General features: G+C 40.4%; 28 protein-coding genes. 15 read left to right on the top strand and 13 right to left on the bottom strand.

Annotated features, from left to right (window positions below; translation table 11 throughout):
• Window positions 1–8 precede the first annotated feature (8 nt).
• Window positions 9–992, top strand: coding sequence for an IS110 family transposase (locus A379_RS06485; RefSeq protein ID WP_040726935.1), 984 nt, complete (start codon window positions 9–11; stop codon window positions 990–992).
• Window positions 993–1,304: 312 nt separating this feature from the next.
• Here the strand turns inward: A379_RS06485 and A379_RS13030 are convergent, their stop codons facing one another.
• The 7 genes from A379_RS13030 to A379_RS06455 all read right to left on the bottom strand — a co-directional run bounded on the left by A379_RS13030 (window position 1,305) and on the right by A379_RS06455 (window position 8,411).
• Entirely contained in the window at window positions 1,305–1,553 is a 249-nt protein-coding gene (locus A379_RS13030) for a hypothetical protein (protein ID WP_157832348.1), read from the bottom strand.
• Between the two features lie 159 nt (window positions 1,554–1,712).
• On the bottom strand, window positions 1,713–2,921 hold the full coding sequence (locus A379_RS06480; protein WP_040726933.1) for an ABC transporter permease: 1,209 nt from the start codon (window positions 2,919–2,921) through the stop codon (window positions 1,713–1,715).
• The gene (locus tag A379_RS06475; protein ID WP_040726931.1) at window positions 2,918–3,646 is read right to left on the bottom strand and encodes an ABC transporter ATP-binding protein; all 729 of its coding nucleotides are present in this window, start codon (window positions 3,644–3,646) and stop codon (window positions 2,918–2,920) included. The genes A379_RS06480 and A379_RS06475 overlap by 4 nt, the downstream gene beginning before the upstream one ends.
• The gene (locus A379_RS06470; RefSeq protein ID WP_040726930.1) at window positions 3,643–4,917 is read right to left on the bottom strand and encodes an efflux RND transporter periplasmic adaptor subunit; all 1,275 of its coding nucleotides are present in this window, start codon (window positions 4,915–4,917) and stop codon (window positions 3,643–3,645) included. Before A379_RS06470 ends, A379_RS06475 begins: the two co-directional genes overlap by 4 nt.
• Window positions 4,914–6,422, bottom strand: coding sequence for an efflux transporter outer membrane subunit (locus A379_RS06465; RefSeq protein ID WP_040726926.1), 1,509 nt, complete (start codon window positions 6,420–6,422; stop codon window positions 4,914–4,916). The genes A379_RS06470 and A379_RS06465 overlap by 4 nt, the downstream gene beginning before the upstream one ends.
• Entirely contained in the window at window positions 6,415–7,728 is a 1,314-nt protein-coding gene (locus A379_RS12680) for a HAMP domain-containing sensor histidine kinase (RefSeq protein WP_051145054.1), read from the bottom strand. Before A379_RS12680 ends, A379_RS06465 begins: the two co-directional genes overlap by 8 nt.
• Complete coding sequence (locus A379_RS06455; protein ID WP_198525654.1) at window positions 7,725–8,411, bottom strand: response regulator transcription factor; 687 nt, start codon at window positions 8,409–8,411, stop codon at window positions 7,725–7,727. Before A379_RS06455 ends, A379_RS12680 begins: the two co-directional genes overlap by 4 nt.
• A 407-nt stretch (window positions 8,412–8,818) precedes the next feature.
• Between A379_RS06455 and A379_RS06450 the strand changes: the two genes are divergently transcribed.
• The 3 genes from A379_RS06450 to gorA all read left to right on the top strand — a co-directional run bounded on the left by A379_RS06450 (window position 8,819) and on the right by gorA (window position 11,777).
• Window positions 8,819–9,268, top strand: coding sequence for a hypothetical protein (locus A379_RS06450; protein WP_040726922.1), 450 nt, complete (start codon window positions 8,819–8,821; stop codon window positions 9,266–9,268).
• A 267-nt stretch (window positions 9,269–9,535) separates the two neighbouring features.
• Window positions 9,536–10,273, top strand: a complete 738-nt coding sequence (locus tag A379_RS06445; RefSeq protein WP_040726918.1) for a glutathione peroxidase — start codon at window positions 9,536–9,538, stop codon at window positions 10,271–10,273.
• Window positions 10,274–10,421: 148 nt separating this feature from the next.
• Window positions 10,422–11,777 (top strand): glutathione-disulfide reductase, encoded by a 1,356-nt coding sequence (gene gorA, locus A379_RS06440; protein ID WP_040726913.1) that lies wholly within the window; start codon window positions 10,422–10,424, stop codon window positions 11,775–11,777.
• A gap of 135 nt (window positions 11,778–11,912) precedes the next feature.
• Here gorA and A379_RS06435 read toward each other — a convergent pair whose 3' ends face one another.
• Both A379_RS06435 and A379_RS06430 read right to left on the bottom strand, forming a co-directional pair.
• Complete coding sequence (locus A379_RS06435; RefSeq protein WP_040726910.1) at window positions 11,913–12,299, bottom strand: PilZ domain-containing protein; 387 nt, start codon at window positions 12,297–12,299, stop codon at window positions 11,913–11,915.
• A gap of 120 nt (window positions 12,300–12,419) precedes the next feature.
• On the bottom strand, window positions 12,420–12,758 hold the full coding sequence (locus A379_RS06430) for a PilZ domain-containing protein (RefSeq protein WP_040726907.1): 339 nt from the start codon (window positions 12,756–12,758) through the stop codon (window positions 12,420–12,422).
• A gap of 206 nt (window positions 12,759–12,964) precedes the next feature.
• Between A379_RS06430 and A379_RS06425 the strand changes: the two genes are divergently transcribed.
• Complete coding sequence (locus tag A379_RS06425) at window positions 12,965–13,501, top strand: gamma carbonic anhydrase family protein (protein ID WP_040726905.1); 537 nt, start codon at window positions 12,965–12,967, stop codon at window positions 13,499–13,501.
• 62 nt (window positions 13,502–13,563) lie between these two features.
• On the opposite strand, the gene aroE is transcribed toward A379_RS06425, so the two are convergent.
• Complete coding sequence (gene aroE, locus A379_RS06420) at window positions 13,564–14,397, bottom strand: shikimate dehydrogenase (protein ID WP_040726903.1); 834 nt, start codon at window positions 14,395–14,397, stop codon at window positions 13,564–13,566.
• Window positions 14,398–14,401: 4 nt separating this feature from the next.
• Window positions 14,402–15,412, bottom strand: a complete 1,011-nt coding sequence (gene hemB / locus A379_RS06415) for a porphobilinogen synthase (protein ID WP_040726898.1) — start codon at window positions 15,410–15,412, stop codon at window positions 14,402–14,404.
• Between the two features lie 101 nt (window positions 15,413–15,513).
• Here hemB and A379_RS06410 point away from each other — a divergent pair, with 101 nt between their 5' ends.
• From A379_RS06410 to A379_RS06365, 10 genes are all read left to right on the top strand, one after another.
• Complete coding sequence (locus tag A379_RS06410; protein WP_040726897.1) at window positions 15,514–15,963, top strand: hypothetical protein; 450 nt, start codon at window positions 15,514–15,516, stop codon at window positions 15,961–15,963.
• Between the two features lie 253 nt (window positions 15,964–16,216).
• Window positions 16,217–17,578: a sulfite dehydrogenase gene (gene soxC / locus A379_RS06405; protein WP_040726895.1), complete on the top strand. Its 1,362-nt coding sequence runs from the start codon at window positions 16,217–16,219 to the stop codon at window positions 17,576–17,578.
• A complete protein-coding gene (locus tag A379_RS06400) occupies window positions 17,565–18,632 on the top strand; it encodes a c-type cytochrome (protein WP_040726890.1) in 1,068 nt (355 codons plus the stop codon). Before soxC ends, A379_RS06400 begins: the two co-directional genes overlap by 14 nt.
• 381 nt (window positions 18,633–19,013) lie before the next feature.
• Entirely contained in the window at window positions 19,014–20,015 is a 1,002-nt protein-coding gene (moaA, locus tag A379_RS06395; RefSeq protein WP_040726889.1) for a GTP 3',8-cyclase MoaA, read from the top strand.
• A 36-nt stretch (window positions 20,016–20,051) separates the two neighbouring features.
• Complete coding sequence (gene moaD / locus A379_RS06390; protein WP_040726886.1) at window positions 20,052–20,300, top strand: molybdopterin converting factor subunit 1; 249 nt, start codon at window positions 20,052–20,054, stop codon at window positions 20,298–20,300.
• Between the two features lie 6 nt (window positions 20,301–20,306).
• Complete coding sequence (gene moaE / locus A379_RS06385) at window positions 20,307–20,774, top strand: molybdopterin synthase catalytic subunit MoaE (protein WP_040726885.1); 468 nt, start codon at window positions 20,307–20,309, stop codon at window positions 20,772–20,774.
• A gap of 112 nt (window positions 20,775–20,886) precedes the next feature.
• Complete coding sequence (glp, locus tag A379_RS06380; RefSeq protein ID WP_040726882.1) at window positions 20,887–22,092, top strand: gephyrin-like molybdotransferase Glp; 1,206 nt, start codon at window positions 20,887–20,889, stop codon at window positions 22,090–22,092.
• 116 nt (window positions 22,093–22,208) lie between these two features.
• Window positions 22,209–22,688 (top strand): cyclic pyranopterin monophosphate synthase MoaC, encoded by a 480-nt coding sequence (gene moaC / locus A379_RS06375; RefSeq protein ID WP_040726881.1) that lies wholly within the window; start codon window positions 22,209–22,211, stop codon window positions 22,686–22,688.
• On the top strand, window positions 22,676–22,951 hold the full coding sequence (locus tag A379_RS06370; protein ID WP_040726873.1) for a GIY-YIG nuclease family protein: 276 nt from the start codon (window positions 22,676–22,678) through the stop codon (window positions 22,949–22,951). The genes moaC and A379_RS06370 overlap by 13 nt, the downstream gene beginning before the upstream one ends.
• 200 nt (window positions 22,952–23,151) lie before the next feature.
• Window positions 23,152–23,904, top strand: coding sequence for an EAL domain-containing protein (locus A379_RS06365; RefSeq protein WP_040726870.1), 753 nt, complete (start codon window positions 23,152–23,154; stop codon window positions 23,902–23,904).
• Between the two features lie 125 nt (window positions 23,905–24,029).
• On the opposite strand, the gene A379_RS06360 is transcribed toward A379_RS06365, so the two are convergent.
• Together A379_RS06360 and cynS are read right to left on the bottom strand one after the other, a co-directional pair.
• Window positions 24,030–25,823 (bottom strand): DEAD/DEAH box helicase, encoded by a 1,794-nt coding sequence (locus tag A379_RS06360; protein ID WP_040726869.1) that lies wholly within the window; start codon window positions 25,821–25,823, stop codon window positions 24,030–24,032.
• A gap of 497 nt (window positions 25,824–26,320) precedes the next feature.
• Window positions 26,321–26,764: a cyanase gene (gene cynS / locus A379_RS06355; protein WP_040726866.1), complete on the bottom strand. Its 444-nt coding sequence runs from the start codon at window positions 26,762–26,764 to the stop codon at window positions 26,321–26,323.
• Between the last annotated feature and the right edge of the window lie 214 nt (window positions 26,765–26,978).

Below are 26,978 nucleotides of genomic sequence, written 5' to 3'. Positions count from 1 at the left end.
GTTAAATTATGCGACAAAACATAGGGATGGATGTCGGTAAAAGTAATATCGATGTATGCATTTTCAAACAAAACCAAAAACCAATTTTCAAGAAATTCACCAACTGTAGCGAGGGCTTTCAACATTTACTCGATTGGGTATTAGTTACAAGTAGCAGCAATCCTAATGATATTTTAGTTACCCTAGAAGCTACTGGGGTTTATCATGAAAGACTAGCCTCATTTTTATATGCTTCAGAATTTATGGTTTTTATTGCAAATCCGGGGAAGGCAAAAAAGTTTGCTTTGTCTGTTGGTTCAATTCATAAAACAGATAAAGGTGATTCTTTGATGCTTGCTCGATTTGGGGCATCTCATGAGGAAATCCCTAAATTATGGATGCCAATGAATCCTATGGCACAAGATTTAAAAGCAATGAATCACAGGTTATCCGCTTTAGAAAAAGACTTTTTGCGTGAAAATAATCGTCTTGAAGCTGCAACTATCGGCAATCAATCTCAATTGACAATTGATTCAATCAACCGAATGATTCAATATCTTTTCCAAGAAATCTCCATATGTAAGGCTGATATTGACGCGCTTATAGAAAGCAATGTGGTGCTTAGAAATAACAAAAAATTGCTTATGAGCATAAAAGGCATCGGGCCAGTCATGGCAAGAGAATTAGTTTCATTATTCGCATATAAAGATTTTAAAAATGCTAAACAATTAGCGGCATATTTAGGCTTGATCCCCCAAATTAATGAATCAGGAATCTTTAAAGGTCGTACATCGTTAAGTAAAAACGGGCCTTCCAGAATCAGGGCAAAACTTTACTTGGCCGCCGTTAAGGCATTTACCCATAATCCTGATATAAAATCTCAAAAGGAACGCCTTCTAAAAGCTGGGAAAACTAAGATGCAAGCTCTGGGTGCGGCTATGCGCAAATTAGTTCAAATCTGTTTTGGTGTCATAAAGTCACAAACCCCTTACACTCCTCAAAATATTATTTGAATGCTTGGTTAAGACATGGTATCTACACCTCGATAGTTTTAAAGACCATATTATTTTCTATCTCAATTTTCTAATGCTGGAGCAAAGTCTTTATTTGATTGAAGTTTTCTTGGAGACATAGAGTTCGCCTTTAAAGTAGGAATGGCCAAAATCCTATACTGTGGAACATAAAAGGACAAACTTTATTGTATTTTTTAATATAAAGGACAAACTTTATTGTTTTTTCACAGATGTTTTTGAGGATTAACCGCGAAGGTTTTTAAGAGTTAACCACGAAGGCACGAAGGGTTTGAAATAAAAAAAATTACCGTTTTACCAGGCCTGGTACGCGCTATGGCAAACTAAATTTTGCGAGCAGTGGGTAAATTTTAATCCAACACGGTCATTGCGAACGCAGTGAAGCACAAGCTCTTTAGAGCGAAGAACGCCTTTTAAGGCGACCCGTAGGGTGAGCAACGCGAATAATTCATGGCAGAAATCGCATTGTACGCCATAGATTGCCACGCCTTCATCTCGCAATGACGATTCATAAACTTCCATAGTCATTCCCGTGCTTGACACGGAAATCTCCTTTAAGACGTGAGATTATCAGGTCAAGCCCGATAATGACGGACAGTTAATAATTAGGGTTGTGGCTTCTATTCAATAGGTTCAATCCTTCTTTTACCTTAAAAAACTTCGTGTCTTCGTGGTCAAATAATCTTTGCAGTTAAAATCTCTTTATTCATGTCGTAATGCATCAATTGGATTTAAACGTGCGGCGTTTCTGGCAGGAAAGTAGCCAAACACGACGCCCACTGCGGCAGAGAATACAAATGCCAAAAAGATAATACTAAAATCTAATATATAGGGTATGGACATAATATCGCTCACAATGGCTGAAGCGCCAATGGCGAGTATTATGCCAATCACGCCGCCTAAGGTTGAGAGTACCACGGCCTCAACTAAAAATTGCCACAACACTTCACGTTCCATGGCACCAATCGCCATTCTTATACCAATTTCGTGGGTACGTTCTATCACCGAAACCAGCATAATATTCATAATGCCAATGCCACCAACCACTAAACTTACCGCAGCTACCGCGCCCAGTAGCATGGTCATGACTTTGGTGGTACCCGTCATTGTGGCGGTAATTTCGGTGGTATCCATAACAGAGAAGTCATTTTTTTCACTATCACTTAAATGGCGTCTATCTCTTAAAAGCATAGTAATGGCTCGGTTGACAACATCACTATCGACATTGGGTTTGACCGAGATACGCATCATGCTGATATCATTATTACCAGTAATGCGTCGTTGCACTGTTTTTAAAGGCATTATAATGGTGTCATCTTGGTCATTACCCATCATGGACTGGCCTTTAGAGTCGAGTACGCCAATAATTTTGCAGGTGAAGTTTTGTAGACGAAGCTCTTTGCCAAGAGGTTCAGTATTGGGCATAAGCTCCTTAATAATGGTATTGCCAACCACACAACTGGTTTTACCTGCTTTAAGTTCATTGCTGGTGAAGTTTCGGCCTTGAGCGATTGTCCAACTGCCCGTAGTAAAGTAGTCATTATTGGTGCCAGTAATGGTGGTTGACCAGTTATCGTTGCCGTAGATAACGGTCATGCTACTTCTCACGCTAGGGGCAACAGCGACTAAGGAGGTGATTTGTTGTTGTATGGCTTCGGCGTCTTCTAGTTTAAACATTTTGGCACCTGAAGACCCGCTACCTGGCCCCATTCTTTGACCTGGCATTACCATTAGTAAATTGCTCCCTAAACTAGAGATTTGTTCAGTTACTTTAGCAGTTGCGCCGTTACCAAGGGTGACCATGGTTATCACGGCGGCCACACCAATAATAATACCGAGCATGGTTAAGGCGGAACGCATTAGGTTACGGCGAATCTCTTTTATGGCGAGTAAAAATGCATTCCAAATCATTGTGATTCTCCTAGTTTAGCCGCTTGTTGCTGATCACTTTCTACATCTCCATCGACAAAGTGAATTAAACGACTAGCGTATTCGGCCATATCAGGTTCATGGGTGACCATTAATACGGTGATACCTGTTTCACTGTTGAGTTCGCTTAGTAATTTCATAATTTCATGGCTTCGTTCGGTATCTAGGTTACCCGTGGGTTCATCAGCCAGTAAAATTTGTGGATCGGTCACTAAAGCACGGGCAATGGCTACACGTTGTTGTTGTCCGCCAGAAAGTTGCCCTGGCGAATGGTCTTCCCAGCCTTTTAGGCCAACACGTTCTAATGATTTTTCAGCCAATAAGCGTCGTTGTTTACTGGGTACACCACGGTAAATTAAGGGTAATTCAACGTTTTCAATGGCCGAAGTTCGTCCAAGTAGGTTAAAACCTTGAAAGACAAATCCAAGGTGATTACGTCGTAATAAAGCCCGTTCGTCACGGTTTAGCGTTTCAATGGGTAAACCTTTAAAAAGATAGTGACCATTGGTCGGGGTATCTAGACAACCGAGCAAATTCATGACGGTCGATTTACCCGAACCACTCGGCCCCATAATGGCCACAAATTCACCATTATAAATTTTAAAGTTTACGCCTTTTAACGCATCAAACGCAGACTCTCCTTGCCCAAAACGTTTGGTGATTTGTTTAAACTCAATCACTGGTTCTAAGTCTGGTGACGGCTTCATTTGGTGGGTACCTCAACGCCTGTAATAATCTCTTCGCCCTCTTTTAAGTCGCCTTCAGTCACTTCGATTAAGCCGCCATCAGAATCGCCCACTTTGATTTTAATGGATTCGAGTTTACCGTTAACCAACTGCCAGACTTTTTTATATCCATTCTCTACTTCTACTTTAATGATTTCACCTTTACTAGAAGGAGGGCGAAACGAGAGCGATTCAATAATGCTTTTACTCTCTTTGGCTTGGCCAATTAATTCTGGGGTAAAGCGTAAAGCCCCTATGGGTATTTTCAAAACATCCTTTTTCTCTTTAACCAAAATATTTGCAGTTGCGGTCATGCCAGGACGCAGTTTTAAATCTTGGTTAGAGACTTCTAATAAAGAGGTGTATGTCACTACGCCATCGGTGGTTTCAGAGCCATAACGAACTTGCTTGATAATCGCTGGAAATTCTTGATTAGGATAAGCATCAACCGTAAAAGTGGCCGTTTGCCCTTCAGCCACTTGGCCAACATCGGCTTCATCCACGTCGGCTTCGAGTTCCATTTTTGTTAGGTCTTCGGCGAGTGTAAATAAAACGGGTGCAGACATGGTTGCGGCCACAGTTTGTCCTGGTTCAATAGAGCGTTCTAGCACAATACCATTAATAGGAGACACGATATTGGCCTTAGATAAATCGGTTAGGTTTTGATCTAAGTTGGCTTGAGCCTGTTCAACTTGAGCTTCGGCGGTTGTTTTGGTGGCTTGCGCTCGTTCTTTGGCAGCATTAGCCGAAATAAAATCTGCTTTAGAGGGTAATTTACCGCCTGAAAGTTTGCGAACTTCTACCAGTCTTTCATATTCTGCGTTTGCTTCTTGTAAGGATGCTTCAGCTTCGATTACACCCGCTTTGGCCACTTTTAAGGCGGCTCGGGTTTGTAGAACTTGAGCTTTAAGTTTGTCGGTATTTAAACGGGCTAAAAGCTGTCCTTTTTTAACGGGACTATTGTAATCTACCAGTACCTCATCAACGGTTCCAGAAAGTTCACTACCCACTTCAACCTCATTGGTTGGCTGAATAGTGCCTGTGGTTGAAACCGTTGCTCTAATGTCTCCACGTGAAACATTGCCCATTTTATAAATTGGCGCTAAATCCTCTTTAGGGTAAAAGGTGTTTACGCCCCAAGCAAAAAGGGCAAATAAAATAACAAAGGCCACAATTTTTAAAATCAACGATGAGCGGGTTGGTTTAACATCAAGCCCTAGCTGTTCTTTTAAGGATTCGGGTGTTTGACTCATTTTTGCATTCCTTGTTGTGTGCTAACGTGGTCTGAATTAGCGTCTGGTTCATTATTAGATGGGTTGTTTGCTTTATCGATGACTTGTTGTGATTGTTGTATTGCCCAGCCGCCCATGATTGATTGGGTTAAGGTGGTAATATTGTTTAAGGAGTTTGTTTCAGCTGTTAAATATTGTTGGCGTAAAGACAGCAACGTTCTTTGTGCGGTTAGTACCGTAAAGAAATCTGCTTGCCCTGATTCATAAAGCAGGGTGGATAACTTAACTTCCTCTTCAGAGGCCAGCAATGCCTTGTTAAGTGATGCCAGTGTTCTTTTATTAAGCTGAACATTGCTTAAAGCCTCTTGAGTCTCTTTTAACGCACTTAAAATGGTTGAGCGTAAGGTTAAAATTGCCTGAACTTCTTGTTCATGTTTAATATCGACTTGCGCTTGCAGTTGTCCGTGATCAAACAAGGTTTGTACAATGCCAGCACTTAACCCGCTAACCCAAGAGTCTATTGAAAAGAGTTTGGCAAGGGTATTGCCATCCAAACCAATATTACCCCCAAGCGTAAATCCTGGTAATTGGTTGGCTTTCGCCGAATCGGTTAACGCCATAGCCGATAATACGCGCTGTTCATCGGCTTTTACGTCAGGTCGTTGCAAAAGCACATTCGCAGGAATAGGAATATCACTTATATTAGGGATTTTAGGCAATACGCCAGGATTCTTTAATGTGGACTGTAAAATAGTGGGTGTTTTACCTAAAAGCAAAGCCAGTTCGTATTGTGATTGTTGAATAGTGGCGTCAAAACTAGGAATAGTCGATTTGGTTTGTTCATAACTTCGGTTAGCTTGTACCACATCCAGTTCACTTACTAACCCTGCTTTAGCTTGCCAACTGGTTAATTCGATGGTTTCTTGCCAGCTGCTCAAGGTTTTTTGGGTGAGTTGTTTTTGGGCTTGAGCATTACGTAATGCAATATAGGTGTTAGCCACTTCGGTGGTTAAGCTAACCGCCATGTCGGCATAGTCCATTTGAGAGGCTTTTGCTAAGGCCTGTGAAGAGCTGTATGTTTTGGAGTTTTGCCCAAAAATATCTGGTTCCCAAGAAGCATCTAACCCAAGTGAAAAGTTATCGCTGGTGATATCGGTTCTATTGCTGTAGGTTCGGCTGCCATTGGCACCAATGGTTAAGCTGGGATACAAAGCACCTTCTGTTTGAATACGGTAAGCACGTGCCTCTTTAATGCTAGAAAGTGCACTTAATAAGTCTGGATTTGCTTTTAAGGCTTGTTCTATCAAATCATTAAGAATAGGGTCATTTAAGCTTAACCACCACTTTGTGGTTTGTTGAGAAGCTTCAGACGTTGAAGCTTGTTTTTGTTTGTTTTGGGTATCCCATTGTGAGGGTATATCTTGAATAATAGGGGCTTCTCTGGTGGGGGTGCTGCAACCACTTAGCGAGGCTAAACCCGCAAATGGTAAGCCTAAAACTGTAACAAGAATTAATCGTTTAAACATGGTTTTTTCCATCCTGTTTACCAGGCCTGCTAGAAATTGAAGAGGCTGAATTAAAAATAACACGAACAAAATGTTGGTTTTCGGTTTTTACAAAAGAGAGTTGCCAATTAAATTGGTCACATAGCTGTTTTACCAAAGCAGTACCTAATCCAAAGCCCAATTTGTTTTCTGCATTAAGTGAATCAATAGGGTTTTTAATGGTTAATTGATTGGCTTTTTGTTCAATCGATATTACACCTGACCAAGTGTGTTCAAAAGCGTTTCTTAGTAAGTTGCTAATGACAATTTGACAAGGTATTTGAGCTAGTTTTATTTCAAAGTCATGAACATCTGAAAGAATCTTAATGGATTTATTCGCAACTAAATACGTTAAAGATTCATTTAAATCAGTGATAAGAAGATCAAGTCTAAATTGGCTTTGTGGAATTTCGTGATCTTTTTCATGGCTCATCCATAATAAGGTATTGGTTAAATCCGTCATGGTCAAACCTGCACGGTACAAACGGTTTAAAACCGCTTGTTCGGCTTGAGAAGGAGTTGGGTGTAAACGTTGTAATAATTCAACATTATTGCGAATAACGGCAATAGGTGTACGCAGTTCATGACTGGCGTGTTTTAAAAACCTTTCTTCCCGCTCAATGGTTTCAAGGGTGTTGTTTAAACTATTTTGTATTAATTCAGCCAGTTGATTAAGTTCTTTATAGCGAAAAGATGGTGCGGGTTTTTTAAGAGAGTAGGGATCTAACTTTTTGGCCCATAAACCCAGTTCTTCAACGGGACGACCAATGCTTTTTAAAATAAAAAACAGTAAAAATGCCAATGCCACAGCTAAAAAAGCCAGTGTTAAGTTTAAGATGGTTCGAGAGCGATCGGCATAATCTATCCCAAGCCTTGGTGCTTGAGAAAGTTTAAGTTTACGACCAACAAATACATTGGGAAGGTCAGCGTAATCCACGTGCACCATAAAATAGACTTCGCTAGCACGGGATTCATTTTTTGGTGTGATTTTTATTTTATAAAGTGTGTTTGTTTTTTCAGGTTTTTGAAAAGTCTGTTGGTAGTTTTGGGGTAAGTCTTCCCAGTGTTTTTCAATCACAAAATCATTATTTAAAGACCATGGTTGGTTATTGGCATCAGCGCCTTTTTGGTATGCTTCTACGGCTTTTTGCATATTGCTAAGCATCACCGTATCCATGCCTTGCATAAAAAGACGATTTCCCAATACAAAGTAACCTAATAAAAGGGATATACCAATAACAACCATTATGCCAATAAAGTAAAATTTTAGGCTGGCACTAAATTTCATGCGTTTTTCTCTTGTGGTGCTGGAATAAGAAAACCATACCCTGCTACAGTTTGTATTATAGGTAAGGCCGATTGTTGTTCAATCTCTTTGCGTAAATGATGTATATGTACTTTAAGATTGTCCGTTGGCGGTGACTCTTCTCCCCAGACAGCTCTAATTAATTCTTGTTTTGAAACCGCTTGCGGGCTAGCTCGCATGAGCTTTTCTAAGATAATCCATTCCGTAGGTGAGATTTTTAAAATCTGTGAATTCATAGAAACTTGGTGGCTTGCTATGTCCATTTCTAAAGCACCAATCGTCAATTTTTGTGTTGCGCCACTACGACGTTTAGCCAGTACTCGTACTCTTGCAATCAGTTCTAATATTTCAAAGGGTTTAATCAGATAATCATCCGCCCCTTTTTCAAAACCAATGAGTTTGTCAGAAAGACCATTCTGCGCCGTGAGCATTAAAATTGGGATTTCTATGCCACTTAAACGAAGTGATTGGCAAACCTCTAAGCCATTCATTCCAGGTAGGTTTATATCTAATAGAATCACGTCGTATTGATTGATTAAGGCCAAATGTTGACCAATCTTGCCATTAAATGCGTGGTCGCAAATAATGGACTCTAGCTCAAAGAAATCGATTAAGGTATTGGCTAAGTCTAAATTGTCTTCTACTAATAGTATATTTAACTGCATGTTGATTGACCTTTTAGCCATCTTTTAATTAAGTATAGAGTAGTGGGTGTTAATAAACGGTTAATAAAGAAAAGAAAACCGATAATGCGAGTATATTTTGGATTGTATTCATAAAATAGAGCGTTTGCCTAGCAAGAGATACTTTGCACAAGAGCGCATTTGATTAAAAGAGACCTTTGCACGAATGTAACTACATTTAAAAAACGATTTATTCGTTGGCTAGTGCAGAGGATTTAGTCGATTTATACCAAATAAAAAACAGAAAAAATTGATTGAAATTATCAAATAAAACAAAACAATCGGTCAGTAAAGGTATTGTAGACAAAGCAAAATAGCTAAAGCAGGTTTGGTGTATAATTTGCAAAAAAACGGCTTGTTAAAATAGAAAGAAAAAGTTGAAATTTGAAATGAACTTACTGAATTTAGATGAAAAAAATCGCGACTCTTTTACGCAGATAGTGAAAACGTTGGTGCAAAAACATAACACAGATCCTAAAGAGATGTTTATGCACGCTTTAGAAAGTGAAGCGGAACCAGAAATGAACTATTGGATGAGTATGGTGTTAATGCAAGACTATTTTGTCTCACCTCAGTTAGAAGTGGCTAAAGATGCTGCTGGTGAACCTGTTAAAGCTCTACAAGCGGCTTGTTTGTTACAAAATGTAGGCTTGGTTGCGGCCTTACTTGAGTTAGATGGGTTTAAAGGCAGTGTGGTGGACAGAGAGTTTCAGTTAGCCGCCAGAATTGCCTCTTCGCATGAAGATCAAGCGGTGTTAGCTTTGTTAATGAAATACGCTCAAGAAAAAGAGGCTTTAGAGCCTTTTATGCGTTCACTTCAAGGTTCAACCTTGCAGTAACTTTTCTTTTTTGTCGTTTTGTTAAAAAAATAAAAGAATTTAGTAAAATTAAGTAGTCTAAATCGCTCAAGCCTCTTGTTTATAAGGCTGGTTTTTAATGATAGTCAATAGCTATTGATATGGTTAATATAATTAACTTTATAAATGAATAGTTGTTCGCTAAACTGGCTTCAAGTTATCGAGAAAGCTCGTTAACAAAATAATTTATAAGAAACAATTTAAAGCATTTTTAGAGCACGTATGGTGTTTAACTTAAGGAGAAGTAGAATGGCATTAGTAAATAAAGAAGGTCAAAAAGTACCAGCAGTCACATTCCGTACTCGTCAAAACGACGAATGGGTAAACGTAACTTCTGATGACTTATTTGCAGGTAAAACCGTTGCAGTATTTTCGCTTCCAGGTGCATTTACCCCTACGTGCTCATCTAGCCATTTACCGCGTTTTAACGAGCTAGCGGCTGTGTTTAAAGCAAACGGAGTTGATAGTATTGTTTGTATGTCAGTGAATGACACTTTCGTTATGAACGCTTGGGCTGAAGACCAAGAGTGTGATAACGTGATGCTTATCCCCGATGGTAACGGTGAGTTTTCTGATGGTATGGGCATGTTAGTAGACAAAACAGATATTGGTTTTGGTATGCGTTCATGGCGTTATTCAATGGTGGTTAAAGATGGCGTAATCGATAAAATGTTTATCGAGCCAGAAGTAGAAGGCGACCCATTTGAAGTATCTGATGCGGATACCATGCTTGCTTATATTAACCCAGAAGCCAAGCCACCACGCGTTGCAACAATCTTTACTAAGCCTGGTTGCCCATTCTGTAAAAAAGCGAAAGCGATGTTGACAGAAAATGGGATTTCTTATGAAGAAATTACCATTTCTAACCACGGTCCAAGTTCTAAAACATTACGTGCGGTTGCTCAGGCAAGCACAGTGCCACAAGTATTCATCGAAGGTGAACACATTGGTGGTTCTGATGATTTAGAAGTGTTTTTAGCTAAGTAATGATTAAAGCTAAAAGCGATAAACTGTGATAATTTTAAATTTACCAGGCCTGGTAAATTTAAAAAGTAGATTCTTAAAGAGCCGATAATAATTCATTACTATCGGCTTTTTTATTGGTATTAAGTCTCTTTAGAGCAAAGGATTAACCATGAGTTTTGATTATGATGTAATTGCAATTGGCGCAGGAAGTGGCGGTTTATCAATTGTAGAACGTGCCGCAGAATACGGTAAAAAATGTGCGGTGGTTGAAGCCAAAAAGTTAGGCGGAACTTGTGTCAATATTGGTTGTGTACCTAAAAAAGTGATGTGGTTTGGTGCACACATTGCCGAAGCTTTGCGTGACGCTCCAGACTTTGGGTTTGATGTTGAGCAAAAAGGTTTTGATTGGGCAACGCTAGTGGAAAAACGTGAACAGTACATTAGCAATATCACCACTTGGTATGGTGGTTATATGTCTGATAAAGGGGTGGATGTATTAACTGGCTGGGGAAGTTTGGTTGATAAAAATACCGTTTTGGTTGATGGCAAAACCTATACCGCAGAAACCATTGTGATTGCACCTGGTGGCACACCATTAATTCCTCAAGAAACAGAAAATGCCAATTTAGGCATTAATTCTGATGGTTTTTTTGCCTTAAAAGAACAGCCTAAAAAAGTAGCCGTTGTGGGCAGTGGTTACATTGCCGTTGAACTTGCTGGTGTGTTTCAAGCATTAGGCACAGACACCACATTGATTAGCCGTAAAGATTTAGTATTACGTGGCTTTGATGACATGATTCGTGAAACACTTACCGATGCCATGTTAGAAAGTGGAATCACTAAAGAGTACCACTTTGCTGTTAAAAAGCTTGAACGTGCTGAAGACGGCACCTTAACAATTTACAGTACAGATGGCCAAAAGATTGAAGGTTTTGATCAGGTTGTTTGGGCCGTTGGTCGTACCACTTTAATTGAGCCTTTAGCATTAGAAAACGCAGGCCTTTCTGCAAATGGTAAAGGCTTTATTGATGTGGATGAAAATCACAAAACGGCGGTTGATAATATCTATGCGATTGGTGATGTAACAGGTCAACCGCAATTAACGCCAGTAGCGATTCGTGCAGGTCGTTATTTAGCAGAACGTTTATATAATAATAAACCGCACCTAAAGTTAGATTTAAGCTCTGTGCCTACGGTGATTTTTTCGCATCCGCCAGTGGGTACCGTTGGTTTGGCTGAGCACGATGCCAGAACAGAATATGGGCATGATAATGTAAAAGTCTATACCTCTTCATTTACGCCAATGCGTTACGCTTTTACTCAGCACCAGATTAAAACCGCATTAAAGTTGGTGGTAGCGGGTGAAGATGAAAAAGTGGTGGGTATTCACATTGTGGGTGATGGTGCAGACGAAATGTTACAAGGCTTTGCTGTCGCTGTACAAATGGGCGCAACGAAAGCCGATTTAGATGCCACGATTGCAATACACCCATCGAGCTCAGAAGAGTTGGTGACTATGCGTTAACTCTAATAACGATGTTGTTTTTAGAAACTAAAAAGGCCGTTTTTAAAACGGCCTTTTTCTATTCAATATGGTGTATTTTTTATTAACGCTTATTAATGCTTATTGATGTTTACTTAGCGGAAAACTCAGTTTTTTCTATTCTGCTTCTATGGATGATTCGTCAACCGTTTCAAAAAACTTTTTATATTCCAATGAGTTTTTTGTGATGCTCCCACCAATGTAATATTCGAAATCGACCTCTTTACAAGAGTGAACGTGAACTTTTAAGTTAACAGGAACCATGGTGTTCACCGTTTTTCGTTCAAAATTAATTTCCACTTGTTCATCGGTACCAAGCGGCACGGCAGAAAGAAAACCAATCCCCGTTGAAGATAGGTTGATAATGGTTGTATATATTGTTTGACCTTGTTGAATAAGAATAGAGGGGAGGTGCGCTGGCAGTCTGGCTTCTCGACGGCGGTCTATATAATCTTGAGAGGGCTTTTTTCTAGGTTGTAATAAGCTTTTATTAGTGCTTTTCATTAGGCTACCTTGCTCAGCAATTGTCGATTCAGTTTAACAAGACTATTGTAAATTAAAATGAATCATAATGGGTGCTTGAAATGCTTAAATTGACCGATTAAGTGTCAATCACTTGTTGTGCTACGCTGCAGACAATGCATCAAATAATCTCAAGTACTCTTCACTAGGTAGTTCTAAACGCACCCCAATATGACTTTCTTGACCACAATTTATACAGTGTTTTACTTCGGCCTTAAATTGAAAGGGTTTTATGGCGTTGGGTAGGTCAGTATTTGGGATATCAAAGTGAACTTCTATTCGACTATGAATATCGGGTTTTTCAATTGTGGTAAATCCAATCCCGTGGCGTGAAAAGTCGGTCATAACCGCATAGATGCTTTTGTTATTGACAATCATTAAAACAGGTCGGCTTGATGGGAATCGCACATGTCGGCGTTTTTCAGAGTTTGTTGTTGTCATGTAAAGCCTCTGGGTGGTAAAAAATCGTATTTGAGTTTTATTATAGACTTATTTCACTGGAGGGCTAATAAAGGCTTTTTGGCCATTATAAAAGTTTTTAGGTAGTACTTCTTGACCATAATGTTTCTATTATCTAAACGTATTTACAGTCTGTTTACTGCGCTATAATTAATGGGTAAATATCAAATTAATCATGGAGAAAATGAATGGCAATTAGAAGATACAAGTCATTTATACCGCAAGTTGCGCAAACGGCCTGGGTGGATGAGTGTGCCGTTGTCATTGGTAGAACGGTTTTAAGTGAAGAGGTTGGAATTTGGCCTAATGCGACTTTACGGGGTGATGTAAACGACATTGTGATTGGTGCACGGTCTAATATTCAAGATGGTGCAGTGGTGCATACTACGCATGAGAGCGATATATCAAAGGGTTCAAAATGTATAGTTGGTAAAGATGTGACCGTAGGGCATAACGCTGTTTTACATGGCTGTATTATTGAGGATGAATGTTTGATTGGTATGGGGGCAGTTGTTTTAGATAATGCGGTAGTTCAAAAGCATGTTTTGGTAGGGGCAAACAGTTTAGTGCCGCCTGGTAAAGTTTTGGAAAGCGGTTATCTTTACGTGGGTTCGCCTGTGAAACAGGCACGCCCATTAACCGATAAAGAGATTGCCTTTTTTAAATATTCTGCGGCACACTATGTGAAACTAAAGAATGAATATCAAGCACAAGAAGTAGATTAGCGAGATAACCAGGCCTGGTAGGTTAAAAGGTTGTTGGTTAAACATCCAGGCCTGGTAAGTGATTAGGAGATTGTTTCTCTCACTTCTTTAATTACGTTAGCCGTTTCAGGACGAACGCCACGCCAAATGTAAAACGCTTCAGCCGCTTGACCCACTAACATGCCTAAACCATCCATGGTTTGGCAATTCGGTTGAGCTTGTTTTGCCCAGTTCATAAATACAGTCGGCTTGGCACCATACATCATGTCGTAAACCAAGCTGTCTTCACCAATTAATGTATTTGAGATAGGCGGTAACTTACCTTCTAAGCTAGCAGAAGTGCCATTGATGATAATATCAAAAGTCTGTGTAGGAATATCCTCCCACCCACTTGAGCTGATTGGCACAGAAGTTTCAAAACGTTCCCCCAATATTTGAGCTCTTTTGGCGGTTCGATTGGCAATATGTACCAGGCCTGGTAACTTCTCTAAAAGCGGTTCTAAAATACCTTGAACAGCGCCTCCAGCACCAAGAATCAGTACTTTTTTGTCTTTAAATAAACATTGGCCATTGATTTCAATATCATTGATTAAACCGATGCCATCGGTATTGTCACCAGAAACCGTTCCATCCGTATTGAAGCTAAAGGTGTTGATGGCATGTGCATTTTGAGCACGTTCGGTTAGTGTGTCGGCGTATTCAAAAGCATCAAGTTTATATGGCACGGTAATATTGATACCTTTATAACCTTGGTTTTTTAAATCCGCCATTGCCCAGTTAAATGAACTCTCTTCTGGGTCAATTAAAATGGCCTCATACACCATGTCTTGTTGGGTTTGTTCGGCAAAGAGCCGATGAATCAGCGGTGACTTGGAATGACCAATCGGGCAGCCAACAACGGCATATTTATCTGTCATGTCATTAATCCTGTTGAGCTTCTTTTAACCAAATGGCGGCCAGTTTGGCGTAATAGGTCAAAATACCATCTGCACCAGCTCGTTTACAGCTGAGTAGCGTTTCAAGTACCACGGGTTTTTCATCAATCCAACCATTTTGGGCTGCGGCTTTTAACATCGCATATTCACCGCTCACATGATAAACGTAGGTGGGCGCTTTAAATTCGTTTTTAATGTCACGCACAATATCTAAATAAGGAATACCTGGTTTTACCATCACCATATCTGCGCCTTCATTTAAATCTAGGGAGGCTTCATGTAAAGCTTCATTGCGATTGGCAGGATCCATCTGGTATGTGTATTTATTACCAGAGCCCAAGTTGCCCGCAGAACCGACCGCATCACGGAAAGGTCCATAATAAGAGGAGGCGTACTTAGCCGAGTAAGCCATAATACGGGTATTAATATGTCCGTGTTCTTCAAGCAGTTCACGGATTTCAATGATACGGCCATCCATCATATCTGAAGGTCCGATCACATCAGCCCCTGCTTCGGCATGGGACAGGGCTTGCAACATAAGTGCATCAATCGTGTCATCATTCAATACATAACCATTTTCATCAATAATGCCGTCTTGGCCATGCGTAGTGAATGGGTCTAAAGCCACGTCGGTCATTACGCCTAATTCAGGACAGGCCGCTTTGACTGCTCGTACAGCACGTTGGGCCAAACCTTCTGGGTTGTAGGCTTCTTCTGCAGTTAGAGATTTGGCCTCTGGAGGCGTGACAGGGAAAAGGGCAATCATTGGAATGCCTAAAGCATGAATCTCTTTGGCTTCTGCCACCAAAAGGTCTATACTCAGACGCTCAACTCCTGGCATAGATTTTACGGGTTCACGGCTATTGTGGCCTTCTATAACGAACATAGGCAAAATTAAGTCATTGGTTGTCAGTACGTTTTCGCGCATTAAACGGCGTGAAAAGTCATCTTTACGCATACGACGCATGCGGGTGATGGGGAATTGGCGATCAATCATGATAAATACCTTATAAGATAGTCAGCGAGAAACTGAAAAGAGAAAAGTTACTGTGTATCGAATGATACCTGGCAAAGCATTAAAAATAAAGGAACCTGAACGTGGATGATTTAATGGAGTATATGTTTTTTGACGAAGACTTGGCAAAGCGATTTCAAACCTATTGCCAAAGTTTGGGTATCGATGCTCAGTTGGAAACAGATATTACTCATACAGATGATGACTCTTTTACGATTAAGATAGCTGATGGCTTGAGTGATGAAATCATGGAGCAGATTGAAGAAGAGTATGGCGAAATGCTTTTTGGAGAGCAGGCGGCACAAATTGAAGGTAATGATGATGGCGGTGCCATTGCCGATGCTTGCGGGGTGCAAGTGCAATTAGGTTCAGGTCAATTTACAACGGTGGCTATCCATCCAGAAATTATGAATAAGATTTTATCAGTGTTAACAATCGATGAACTACAGCAGTTTTTAAGTCAGGTTGCTGAAGACATCGAAAATCCAAAAATGGGTCCAATCTGCTCGAGAGAGTCGCTACCTACTATATAGTGTGTTTTTAGTCAGTTAGCTGATGGCGCATAGAAATAAATCGTGGTAGTTATAAAAAAATTATATAAGAGAATCCTAATTTTTCTAGTGTTTAGACTTGCAGTCATTGATTTTAAAATTTATTATAGCTAGCTAGCAATAACTGTATTAGCCCTGGTTGGTAATTCAACTACTTGGCAATCAGGCTATTTGGATAATTTAAACTCTTGAATCTGGGGTGTTACTGTTTAGTAAGGCCATCAAGGAGCAATAAATGACAGATCAAATCGTAGAAAAGGTTGCAGTTCAGACTGAAGATAGTCGCAACCAAGGTCGTCGTGCCTTTTTAAAAGGTAGCGCGGCTGTAGCTGGTGGTGTGATGTTCACTAAAGCAGCTAGTGCAGCAGAAGGTGCTGGTTATGATGCTAAGAAAGCAGTAGCCCCTTATGCTGGTAAAGAAGAAATTACAACTGTACTACAAGATCAGGCTGCACGTAAGTCACTTGGTTTTGGTGTTCGTAAGTACCCTTACGGTATGCCTTCTCCTTTCGAGAAAGAAGTTCAGCGTCGTACACTTGAGTGGTTAACTCCTGATTCAATGGCGTCTATCACTATGACTCCACTGCACCAGTTGCACGGTATCATCACTCCTAACGGTCTTCACTTTGAACGTTTCCACGGTGGTGTACCTACCATCAATCCTGATGAGCACCGTTTAGTAATTCACGGTCTTGTAGAACGTCCATTAATCTTCACTATGGATGATCTTAAGCGTTTCCCATCAGTTTCACGTATCCACTTCGTAGAGTGTCCTGCTAACGGCGCGATGGAATGGAAAGGTGTTCAGTTGAACTCTGTTCAGTGGACTCACGGTATGATGTCTTGTGTTGAATACACAGGTGTTCGTCTATCTGACCTATTGAAAGAAGCTGGTATCAAGCCAGAAGGTAAGTGGATCATTCCTGAAGGTGCGGATGCATCTGGTATGGCTCGTTCACTTCCTGTTGAATTAGCAATGGATGACTGTTTTATCGCTTACGCTCAGAATGGTGAAGCGTTACGTCGTGAACAGGGTTACCCAATTCGTTTAGTTGTTCCTGGTTGCGAAGCGAACATGTGGGTTAAATACCTACGTCGTATCCAAGTTCATGATGTGCCTATGCAACACCGTGAAGAAACTTCTAAATATACTGAGCTTATGCCTGATGGAACTGCACAGCGTTTCTCATGGTACATGGAAGCAAACTCAGTAATTACTTACCCATCTCCTGACTTTAAAATGCAAGGTCCTGGTAAATACTACATTCGTGGTTTAGCTTGGTCTGGTCGTGGTAAAGTTGCTCACGTTGACGTTTCTGTTGACGGTGGTAAAAACTGGAAAGAAGCTCACTTTACTTCTGCTGTTCTTGATAAAGCTTGGACTCGTTTCGAACTTGAATGGGAATGGGATGGTAAAGAAGCGTTCCTAATGAGCCGCGTTACTGATGAAACAGGTTATGTACAACCTCCTATGCCTCAAATGCGTAAGATTGAAGGTACTAACAACGTTTATCACCGTACAGCAATGGTTACATGGCGTGTACACGATTGGGAAGATGGTAAAAACGGAGGCATGATCGAAAATGTTCAGTACTAAACAAACTTTAGTTGTAGCTTCTGTTACAGCATTATTCTCAGGTTCTGTACTTGCAATGTCTGGCTCTTCAGACAGCAACTCAGCAGCTGGTGAAAAAATTAATGGTAAATATGCAGCTAACTACGCTGAAATTATCAAAAACGCAGATGGTAAATATTTAGATTCTAAAGTTATCGAAGCGATTTTAGGTAAAGATGCAACTCATGGTCGTGATGGTCTTGAAGGTAAGTTAGACCCTGCTAACCCTTACTCTTTTGAGGTAGATGACAGCATCGATGGTGGTAACCACGGTAACGCTCAGTGTAAAATTCCTTTAGCTTTCACTGAAGTTCACGAAAGTGTTGCTAAAAACTATCACAATGACGACTATACTGCACGTGGATTTGGTACGCCAATCGCTGAAGCAGCACTTGAAAAGTGGAACATCGTTGTTGATGGTGACGGTAAAGGTCTTCCTGATCCTTCAGTTGGTATGACTGTAGATGAAGGTGCTAAGGTTTACGTTCAATTCTGTGGTATGTGTCACGGTGAATTTGGTGAAGGTGCTAAAGGTTACCTACCTCTAGCAGTTGAAGAAAACCTAGTTACTTCTGACTTCTACGATCCAGCACCTATGAAAGCAGTAGGTAACTACTGGCCATATGCTGCCACATTATTTGATTATATTCGTCGTACTATGCCTTTCTGGACTCCAAACGCACCTTATATTGGTGATGCTGGATATATGGGTATGACTGGTTATATCATGCAGTCTAACTATATCCCGATGGATGACGAAGGGACTGAGCTAGAAGGTGATACTTTCTATAACTCAGAAGTGTTGATGAAGCAGAACAAGTACATGAAGAACCAAGGTAACTTCTTCTGTGACCACCGTCCTGTTATTCATAACGAGCGTTGCATGACTAACTGTCCTGATGCGCAAGTTGGTAACGGTAAAGGTGATATTCACAGCTACCGTCAAGCACGTAAACTACCTGATGGTACTCCTCAGTATAACGTTCCACAACGTATGCATGAAGATAAGCCAGGTGTAGGTCACGCTGGAATGTAGTTTTAACGCCTTAAAGACCCGATAAGCACAGTTAATTCTGCGTTAGATGTGGGTCACCTACGAGAGTAGGCTCTCCACATCTGCCTTGCCTTAACAGCACTTCTCGGACTTTAAGTCAGTTAAAATCTATGTTTTAAAACCCGCGATTACTTTTGTAGTCGCGGGTTTTTTTATGTCTCGGTTAATCTTATAAATCTTAAATTTACCAGGCCTGGTAAGTTTAGGTAAAGTCTTTGAAGCGATATGTACTTAATTTCATTAAGAAATTTAATGCCTATCACAACACTTTTTTCTGATAAATAATTGAATTCTAATATGTGTTACGTGTAAAATGCGTTATTCCCGCTTGGCTATATCGCTAGCGATAACAAGATAGATATTATGCGTAAAGAATTGATAGATCCATTTAACCGAAAAATTGAATACCTTCGAGTCTCAGTCACCGATAAGTGTAATTATCGCTGTGGTTACTGTATGCCTGAGCAAGGTGTGCATCCTGATGGAACACATACTGAATATCTTTCGTATGATGAGTTAGCACGTATTATTAAAGCCTTCGTGAATTTAGGTGTGGCCAAAGTACGATTGACTGGCGGTGAACCATTAGTTAGAAAAAATCTCGCGAGCCTAGTAGAAGAAATAAACCAATATGAAGGTCTTGAAGATATTGCTTTATCAACCAATGCTCACCACTTGGGTCGTGAGGCAGAAGCACTGACTAAAGCGGGAATTACCCGTTGCAATATCTCAATAGACTCATTGAAAGTAGAACGTTTCAACAAGATTACCCGTGGTGGTGATTTGGTTAAGGTTTTAGCAGGTGTCGATAAGGCGCTAGAAGTTGGTATGAAGCCAGTAAAGTTTAATATGGTGGTTATGAAAGGCACCAATGATGATGAAATTGAAGCGATGGTGGATTATGGCTTAGAAAAGGGTGTAGAGGTTCGTTTTATTGAGACTATGCCAATTGGGCCTGCTGGCGTTAGCATGATGGATCAGCATTATTCGGCGGATAAAATACTTGCCAGAGTGAAGAAACATGTCGGAGCAGACTTAATTCCAGCCTCGGGTAAAACCCATGATGGACCTTCTCGTAACTTTATAATCGCTGGTACGAATACTAAAATCGGTGTTATCTCGGCTGTTTCTCAACATTTTTGTGAAACTTGTAACCGCGTACGCTTAACGGCAAAAGGGGTGTTGGCACTTTGTTTAGGTCAGGAAGATTCTGTTGATCTAAGAACGCCATTACGTAACGGAATCACGGATGCAGAGCTTGAGCAGCTTATTACTGATGCGATGTTGAAGAAGCCAGAAAAACACTTCTTTAACGAAAATGTTCACAATATTGAATTTAGACAAATGGTTCAACTTGGTGGTTAACCTTGGTTAAGTCCACTCTTTGAATAGGAAGGTAAAATGGTAAATGTATTATATTTTGCAAGCTTTAGAGAAATGTTAGGCAAGGCCGATGAGCAAATCAAGGCCGATCATGCAACTGTAGGAGCGCTTATTGAAGATTTAGCTACCCGAGGTGAAAACTGGCAACAAGCTTTACTTAATAATCAAAATTTACAGATTGCGGTCAATCATGATGTTGCACAAAGGGATACTTTAATTAAGGCTGGTGATGAAGTTGCTTTCTTTCCACCCGTTACAGGCGGTTAAGGTTTCGTGAATCCATTTCCTTTTATTAAAATTCAAACAGAAGATTTTGATTTAACCACTGAAGTAGCTGCTTTACGTGCTGGTCATAAGGATATTGGTGCGGTAGTCAGCTTTGTGGGTACCGTTCGCGATATTAATGAAGGTGATGAGGTTAGTGTTCTTGAGTTGGAACACTATCCAGGCATGACGGAAAAAGCATTAGAAAAAATACGTTTAGAAGCACATCAGCGTTGGAAATTAGAATCAAGTTTAATTATTCATCGTATTGGTAAAATGTACCCAACTGATCAGATTGTTTTGGTTGCAGTATCAAGTCGTCATAGAGAAAATGCTTTTTATGCCTCTCACTTCATTATGGACTACCTTAAAACCAATGCGCCATTTTGGAAAAAAGAAACCTTACCCAACGGCGATGAACGTTGGGTGGATGCACGTATTTCAGATAAAGATGCAGAAAAACGTTGGGTGAAATAAAAGATTTTTTGCCTTGTGTACGAGTATTAATAATCCTAATAATTAAAGAAAAAGAATCTGTCATTTCCCCGCATTGCGGGGATTTTTTTCAGTTCCCATGTAGAGACTACCCATGAAAACGTTTGATGAAGCCTTACACTATCTATTAACCAAAGCCATACCAACTAAGCAAACAGAAAGCATTTCTATCTTTGATGCTTTAGGGCGTATTTTAGCCGAACCTATTGTGTCACCCGTTAATGTTCCTCCACACGACAATAGCATGATGGATGGTTATGCCTTGCACGGCTTTGACTTGGAGCATAACGATACCTTTGAGGTTAGTCAGCGAATTCCCGCAGGGACAACGCCATTGCCTTTACAGACAGGTACTGCCGCAAGAATCTTTACAGGAGCCCCAATTCCTGAAGGTGCGAATATGGTGGTGATGCAAGAAGAAACTGAGCAAGTAGGTGAAAACAGAATTAGAATCGTCGCTCAAAAGACTAAACCAAATCAAAATATTAGAGTGGTGGGTGAAGATATTGCCAAAAACACCACTATTTTAAAACCTGGTCATAAGTTAAGACCTCAAGATTTAGGATTAATAACCTCTATTGGGTTTGCACAAGTAACGGTATATAAACCGCTCACCATTGCCACTTTTACCACTGGCGATGAACTGCTTGAACCTGGTCAAGCGGCACAGCCTGGCAAAATTTATAATGCAAACCGTTATGTATTAAATGGTTTAGTACCGCAATTAGGTTTCAAGCTTATTGATTTGGGTCGAGTTGAAGATACGATTGATGCTACGGTTGAAGCAATGAAAAAAGCTGCAGAGCTTGCTGATGTGGTAATTACCACTGGTGGCGTATCCGTAGGTGAAGAGGATCATATCAAACCCGCTATTGAGCAACTTGGTCGTCTTGATATGTGGAAAGTCAAAATGAAACCAGGTAAACCCCTTGCTTATGGCGATATTCAAGGTACTCCTTTTATAGGGTTACCTGGTAATCCTGTGTCCGCTTTTGCAACGTTTAACCTTTTTGCACGTCCATACCTACTGAAAATGCAAGGTGCTAACAATCTTAAAGCCAAACCTATTTGGTTGGAAGCTGACTTTGATTGGCTTAAGGCAGGCTTTAGGCGTGAGTTTGCTCGGGCGCGTTTAGTCAATAAAAACCAAATCAGTGTGGTAGAAATCTACCCTAATCAAGGTTCTGGTGTATTAACCTCAACCGTTTGGGCGGATGGCTTTGTGGTCATACCTGAAGATACTCAGATTCATAGAGGCGATAAAGTCGCTTTTTACCCGTTTAACCCAGTGGATGAATAAGAGAGAGAAATCTTACTAATAGCTAGCTATTAGCTGCGCTTTTTGCCTTCATCAGCAAAGTTTTTCCAATTTTTTCTAATGCCCGCCACTCACACAAAACTCTCTAGGAGAATCTAATGACAGATAACGTATTAACCCATTTAGATGAAAAAGGGCAAGCTCGTATGGTGGATGTCAGTGCCAAAGCACACACAGAGCGTTCGGCAACGGCAACGGCTACTATTTTTATGCAACCAGAAACTTTAAAAATGATTGTTGAAGGTAAGCATAAAAAAGGCGATGTCATGGCAACGGCTCGTATTGCTGGGATTATGGCAGCAAAACGCACACCTGACTTAATTCCAATGTGTCACCCTTTAATGATTACTTCAGTAAAGGTAGAGCTAACACCTGACTTAGAAAAGAACTGTGTGGTGATTGAAGCGACTTGCAAAACGGTAGGGCAAACGGGGATTGAAATTGAGGCCTTAACCGCCGCATCCGTTGCTGCACTTACTTTGTACGATATGTGTAAGGCAGTTGATCGAGGTATGGTGATTGATCAAGTAAAATTGCTCGAAAAAATTGGCGGAAAATCGGGTCATTGGACACGGTAAATCAAAACAACCAGGCCTGGTATGTTTACCTTTTGCGTTGCGCCGACAATAGTTTGTATTGCGGCATAACCACCAATCTAAAAAAACGGCTACGCCAACATAATGGTGAATTAGTTGGCGGAGCTAAATACACCAAAGTTCGTCAACCATGTGAATTGGCATATTCAGAGACGCATAATAATCGTAGTGATGCTTCTAAGCGCGAATATGAAATCAAGCAGTTAACCAAAGTGGCTAAAGAGCAATTAATTACAAATAAGTAAATTCAGTACTGTCCATCAAAGAAGGCTAATAACTCAAGGTGATCAGTGGGTTTGCAAAATACCCTTGTCTAAGTAAATTATTTAAGAAGATAATCATCCGATAATTGTGCTCATCATCAAAACTTTTAAATATAAATTTTTTCTGTATAGTGACTGAGAAATGAGTTTTGTCTTTCGGTTAATGGTTTAGGTACTAGATTATGGATTTGTATGTTCCAGAGGGTTGTTCAAAGTGCAGTCAGTCGTTTGATTTTGACTTTACGATGGCATTTCAGCCAATAGTGAATGTGGCAAAGCGTACTATCCACGGTTATGAAGCGTTGGTTAGGGATCGGATTACCAGAACAGCTTATGATGTTTTAAAAAAAGTAAACAGTGATAACTGTCACTCCTTTGATCAGAGGTGCCGTACAAAGGCGATTTCACTGGCAAATCAATTGGGATTAGAGTCGATGCTTAGCATTAACTTTTTACCTAATGCGGTCTATAAGCCTGAACATTGTATAAGAAATACGATTCGTGCGGCTGAAGTGAGTGGTTTTCCATTAGAACGAATTATGTTTGAAGTAACAGAATCTGAAAAGCCCTATGACTTAGAGCATTTAAAAGGAATTTTTGAATATTATAAAGCTAAGGGTTTTGTGACAGCTTTGGATGATTTTGGCGCAGGTTATGCAAGTTTAAGTATGTTCTCGAGTTTTGTGCCTGAACTGATTAAGTTGGATATCTCTTTAGTTAAGAATGTTCAGCAGGATAAAGTGAAGCAGATTGTTGTTAACTCAGTATTGGATATGGCTAAACAGCTTAACGTTACGGTATTGGCTGAGGGTGTTGAGACGATTGAAGAAGTTCGTTATTTTGAACAACGTGGGGTTGAGTTGATGCAAGGGTTCTTTTTTGCGCGGCCAGGGTATGAGAGCTTGCCTGATGTTGATTTTAAGTTGTTAGACTAATTTATCTCCAACTTGGTTCACCTAAATATCTAAAGCCTTTGATGTTTAATTTGAGTCTATTTTAGGTATAAAAAAAGCGCTGTTATCTTAGATAACAGCGCTTTTTTTTAGCTAACCTTTACCAGTTAACTGCGTTTTGGAGCGCGACGTGGTTTACCCTTGTCTTTTCCAGCACCGCCAGCAGGCTTATTGCGTGAAAGACGTTTACGAGGTTCACCTCCTGTACTGCCCGATACTTCTCGAATTTTAAGCTGTTGACCACAAACCCAAGCTTTGCTCAAATCTTCTTTAGCCGCTTTAGGCATATCAGAAGGTAGATCAACTGTGCTGTAAGTATCTTCAATATTTAATTGGCGAATAAATTCACTGTCTAAGCCCGCTTCGTTAGCAATACAGCCAACGATATTACCAGGACGAACACCGTGTTGATTACCCACTTCAATACGGAAGCGAGTCATGCCTTCATCAGGTGTTGCTGAACGTTCGCGACGAGGCTTGCGTTCACGACTGCCGCGGTCACTACGTTCTGAACGACCACCGCGGTCACGTCCGCCACGATCATCGCCAGCGTTACGTTCTGCACGTGGCTCACGGATTGGCTTGTCAGACATAAAGAATGGAATATCACCTTGTAATAAACGTGCTAAACCAGCTGCAATTTCTACCGCAGGAATATTTTTCTCATTCTCAATTTGCTCAATCATCTCTTGATAGAAAGCGGTATCTTCAAGCTGAGTAGCTTCGATAATACGTGATTTAAACTTCTCAACACGACTGTCGTTGATGTCTTGTGTTGAAGGTAAGTGCATTTCAGGAATCTTGCTCTTAGTTGTACGCTCAATTGAACTTAATAGACGGCGTTCACGTGGGGTAACAAATAATACCGCTGTACCAGAGCGTCCTGCACGACCTGTACGTCCAATACGGTGAACATAAGATTCGTTGTCTTGTGGGATATCGTAGTTAAAGACGTGGCTGATACGCGGCACATCAAGCCCACGGGCTACAACGTCTGTGGCAACTAAAATATCTAGCTTACCTTTTTTAAGTTGGTCAACAATACGCTCACGTTGATTCTGGGCAATATCACCGTTAAGTGCTGCAGCCGCATAACCACGTGCTTCTAGGCGTTCTGCTAAATCAACTGTAGCCGTTTTAGTACGAACAAAGATGATTGAACCATCAATGTTCTCTTCAGCTTCTAAAATACGGGTTAACGCATCAAGTTTATGACCACCACTCACCAATAGGTATTTTTGTTCAATGGTCGTTGCAGTGGCTGTCTGCTGCTTAATAATCACTTCGGTTGGATTATTTAAGTAGTTAGAGGCAATACGGTGCACTTCTTTTGGCATGGTTGCAGAGAACAGCGCAATCTGACGGCTTTCTGGCGTTTGCTGAAGAATCCACTCAACATCATCAATAAAGCCCATGCGAAGCATCTCATCGGCTTCATCTAAAACAAGTAGTTTAAGTGTGTCTAACTTTAGGGTGCCTTTACGAATGTGATCCATAACACGGCCTGGCGTACCAACAACAACATGAACACCTCGGTTTAAAGCGCGAATTTGTGTGCCGTAATCTGAACCACCGTAAATTGGTAGAACGTGAAAACCTTTCATATGGTGAGCAAACCCTTGGAAGGCTTCTGCTACCTGAATCGCTAACTCACGGGTAGGAGCTAAAACTAAAATTTGCGGGTTTTTTTGCTTGATGTCAGCTTGTGAAAGCGCAGGTAGAGCAAACGCCGCAGTTTTACCTGTACCCGTTTGCGCCATACCAAGAATGTCATTTCCCGTCATTAATGCAGGGATCGCTTGTGCTTGAATGGGTGAAGGAGTCTCGTAGCCAATATCGGTTATGGCTTTAAGTACTTCAGGTGTTAAATTTAAATCTTTGAATGTTACATCAACAGTCATTTAGGGGTCCTTTTCTCATTTTGAGAATAAAGTGCCCTTGAATAAATAAGCGTTTTTTCGGCTGAACAGCGGACAAAGCCACATAACAAGTTAAGAACTTGTTAGGCAAGAGGTCAAACTATTAACGAAAGTAGTGAGTCGTTATTCTGGGGCAAATTGCGTCTAGTAGAGCACCTTTGCATCAGAATAATCAGATCGCTTGTCTAAGTTACAAGCGTAGGCAAATGGCTCTTTGAAGCATGATTTATTTCGTGGCTTAGTCTATTTTTAGGTAAGCAAAATCATTGCGAGTGCGCGGATTCTACTAAATACCGAGTGATAATGCAAATTTACTGCGATATTAATTTTATTAATGAGTTGTAAATCATTAATCGGTGTATGGAATGCTAGAGGTGGAGAGAGAAATAGTTAAGAATCAAAACCCTGTGAGGAGAGAGGTAGATAGAACTACAGGGTTTTGATATTGGGTTTGCTTAAAAAGCGTGGCTAACTTGAGTTTACCAAGACTTATAAGCTAAAAATTTACCATTCATAGTTACCTTAACGCGGTCACCAGCTGGGTTTTCTTCTTTATCTATGTCCATGGTGAAATCGATTGCACTCATAATCCCGTCACCAAACTTTTCATTAATGATCTCTTTCATTGTTGGACCATAAACCCCAACAATTTCGTACAAACGATAAATAAGAGGGTCAGTAGGCACAATTTGATCCCATGTTTTACTTGGAAAGGCTTTTAATGCTTCTGCGACTTCTTTTCCTAAGCCTAAAAATTCAGCCACTTTTTCAGCAGGCTCTGGATCAAGGTGGTTCATGCCTAGGCATGCAGAGGTTGTATATACTTCACTTAAACCTGCAGCGGCTGCAATATCCGTCCATCCTACAGACTTTTCACTCTTAGCTAAAATAATGGCTTCAGTCATTTGTACTTTTGTAATCATGTTGTGTTCTCCAAATTGTTTGTAATAAAAACAATGTCGGTATCGCAAAGTATGTGCCATTTTTATTAACCTATTGATTAATAAGGTAAAGTTGTATGGGTTATTCAAGAATGTATAACAAACATATACAAATATAGACACAAATAATAAAATTGTAATCAAATGTGTACAATTATTGAGATGTAAATAATAAACTGAATTAACTTAGTGGTGT

It is taken from the genome of Thiomicrorhabdus sp. Kp2 (genome assembly GCF_000478585.1).
Taxonomy (GTDB): Bacteria; Pseudomonadota; Gammaproteobacteria; order Thiomicrospirales; family Thiomicrospiraceae; genus Thiomicrorhabdus.
Note: the sequence above shows the minus strand (reverse complement) of the source record. Positions and strands in the feature narration are given on the sequence as shown.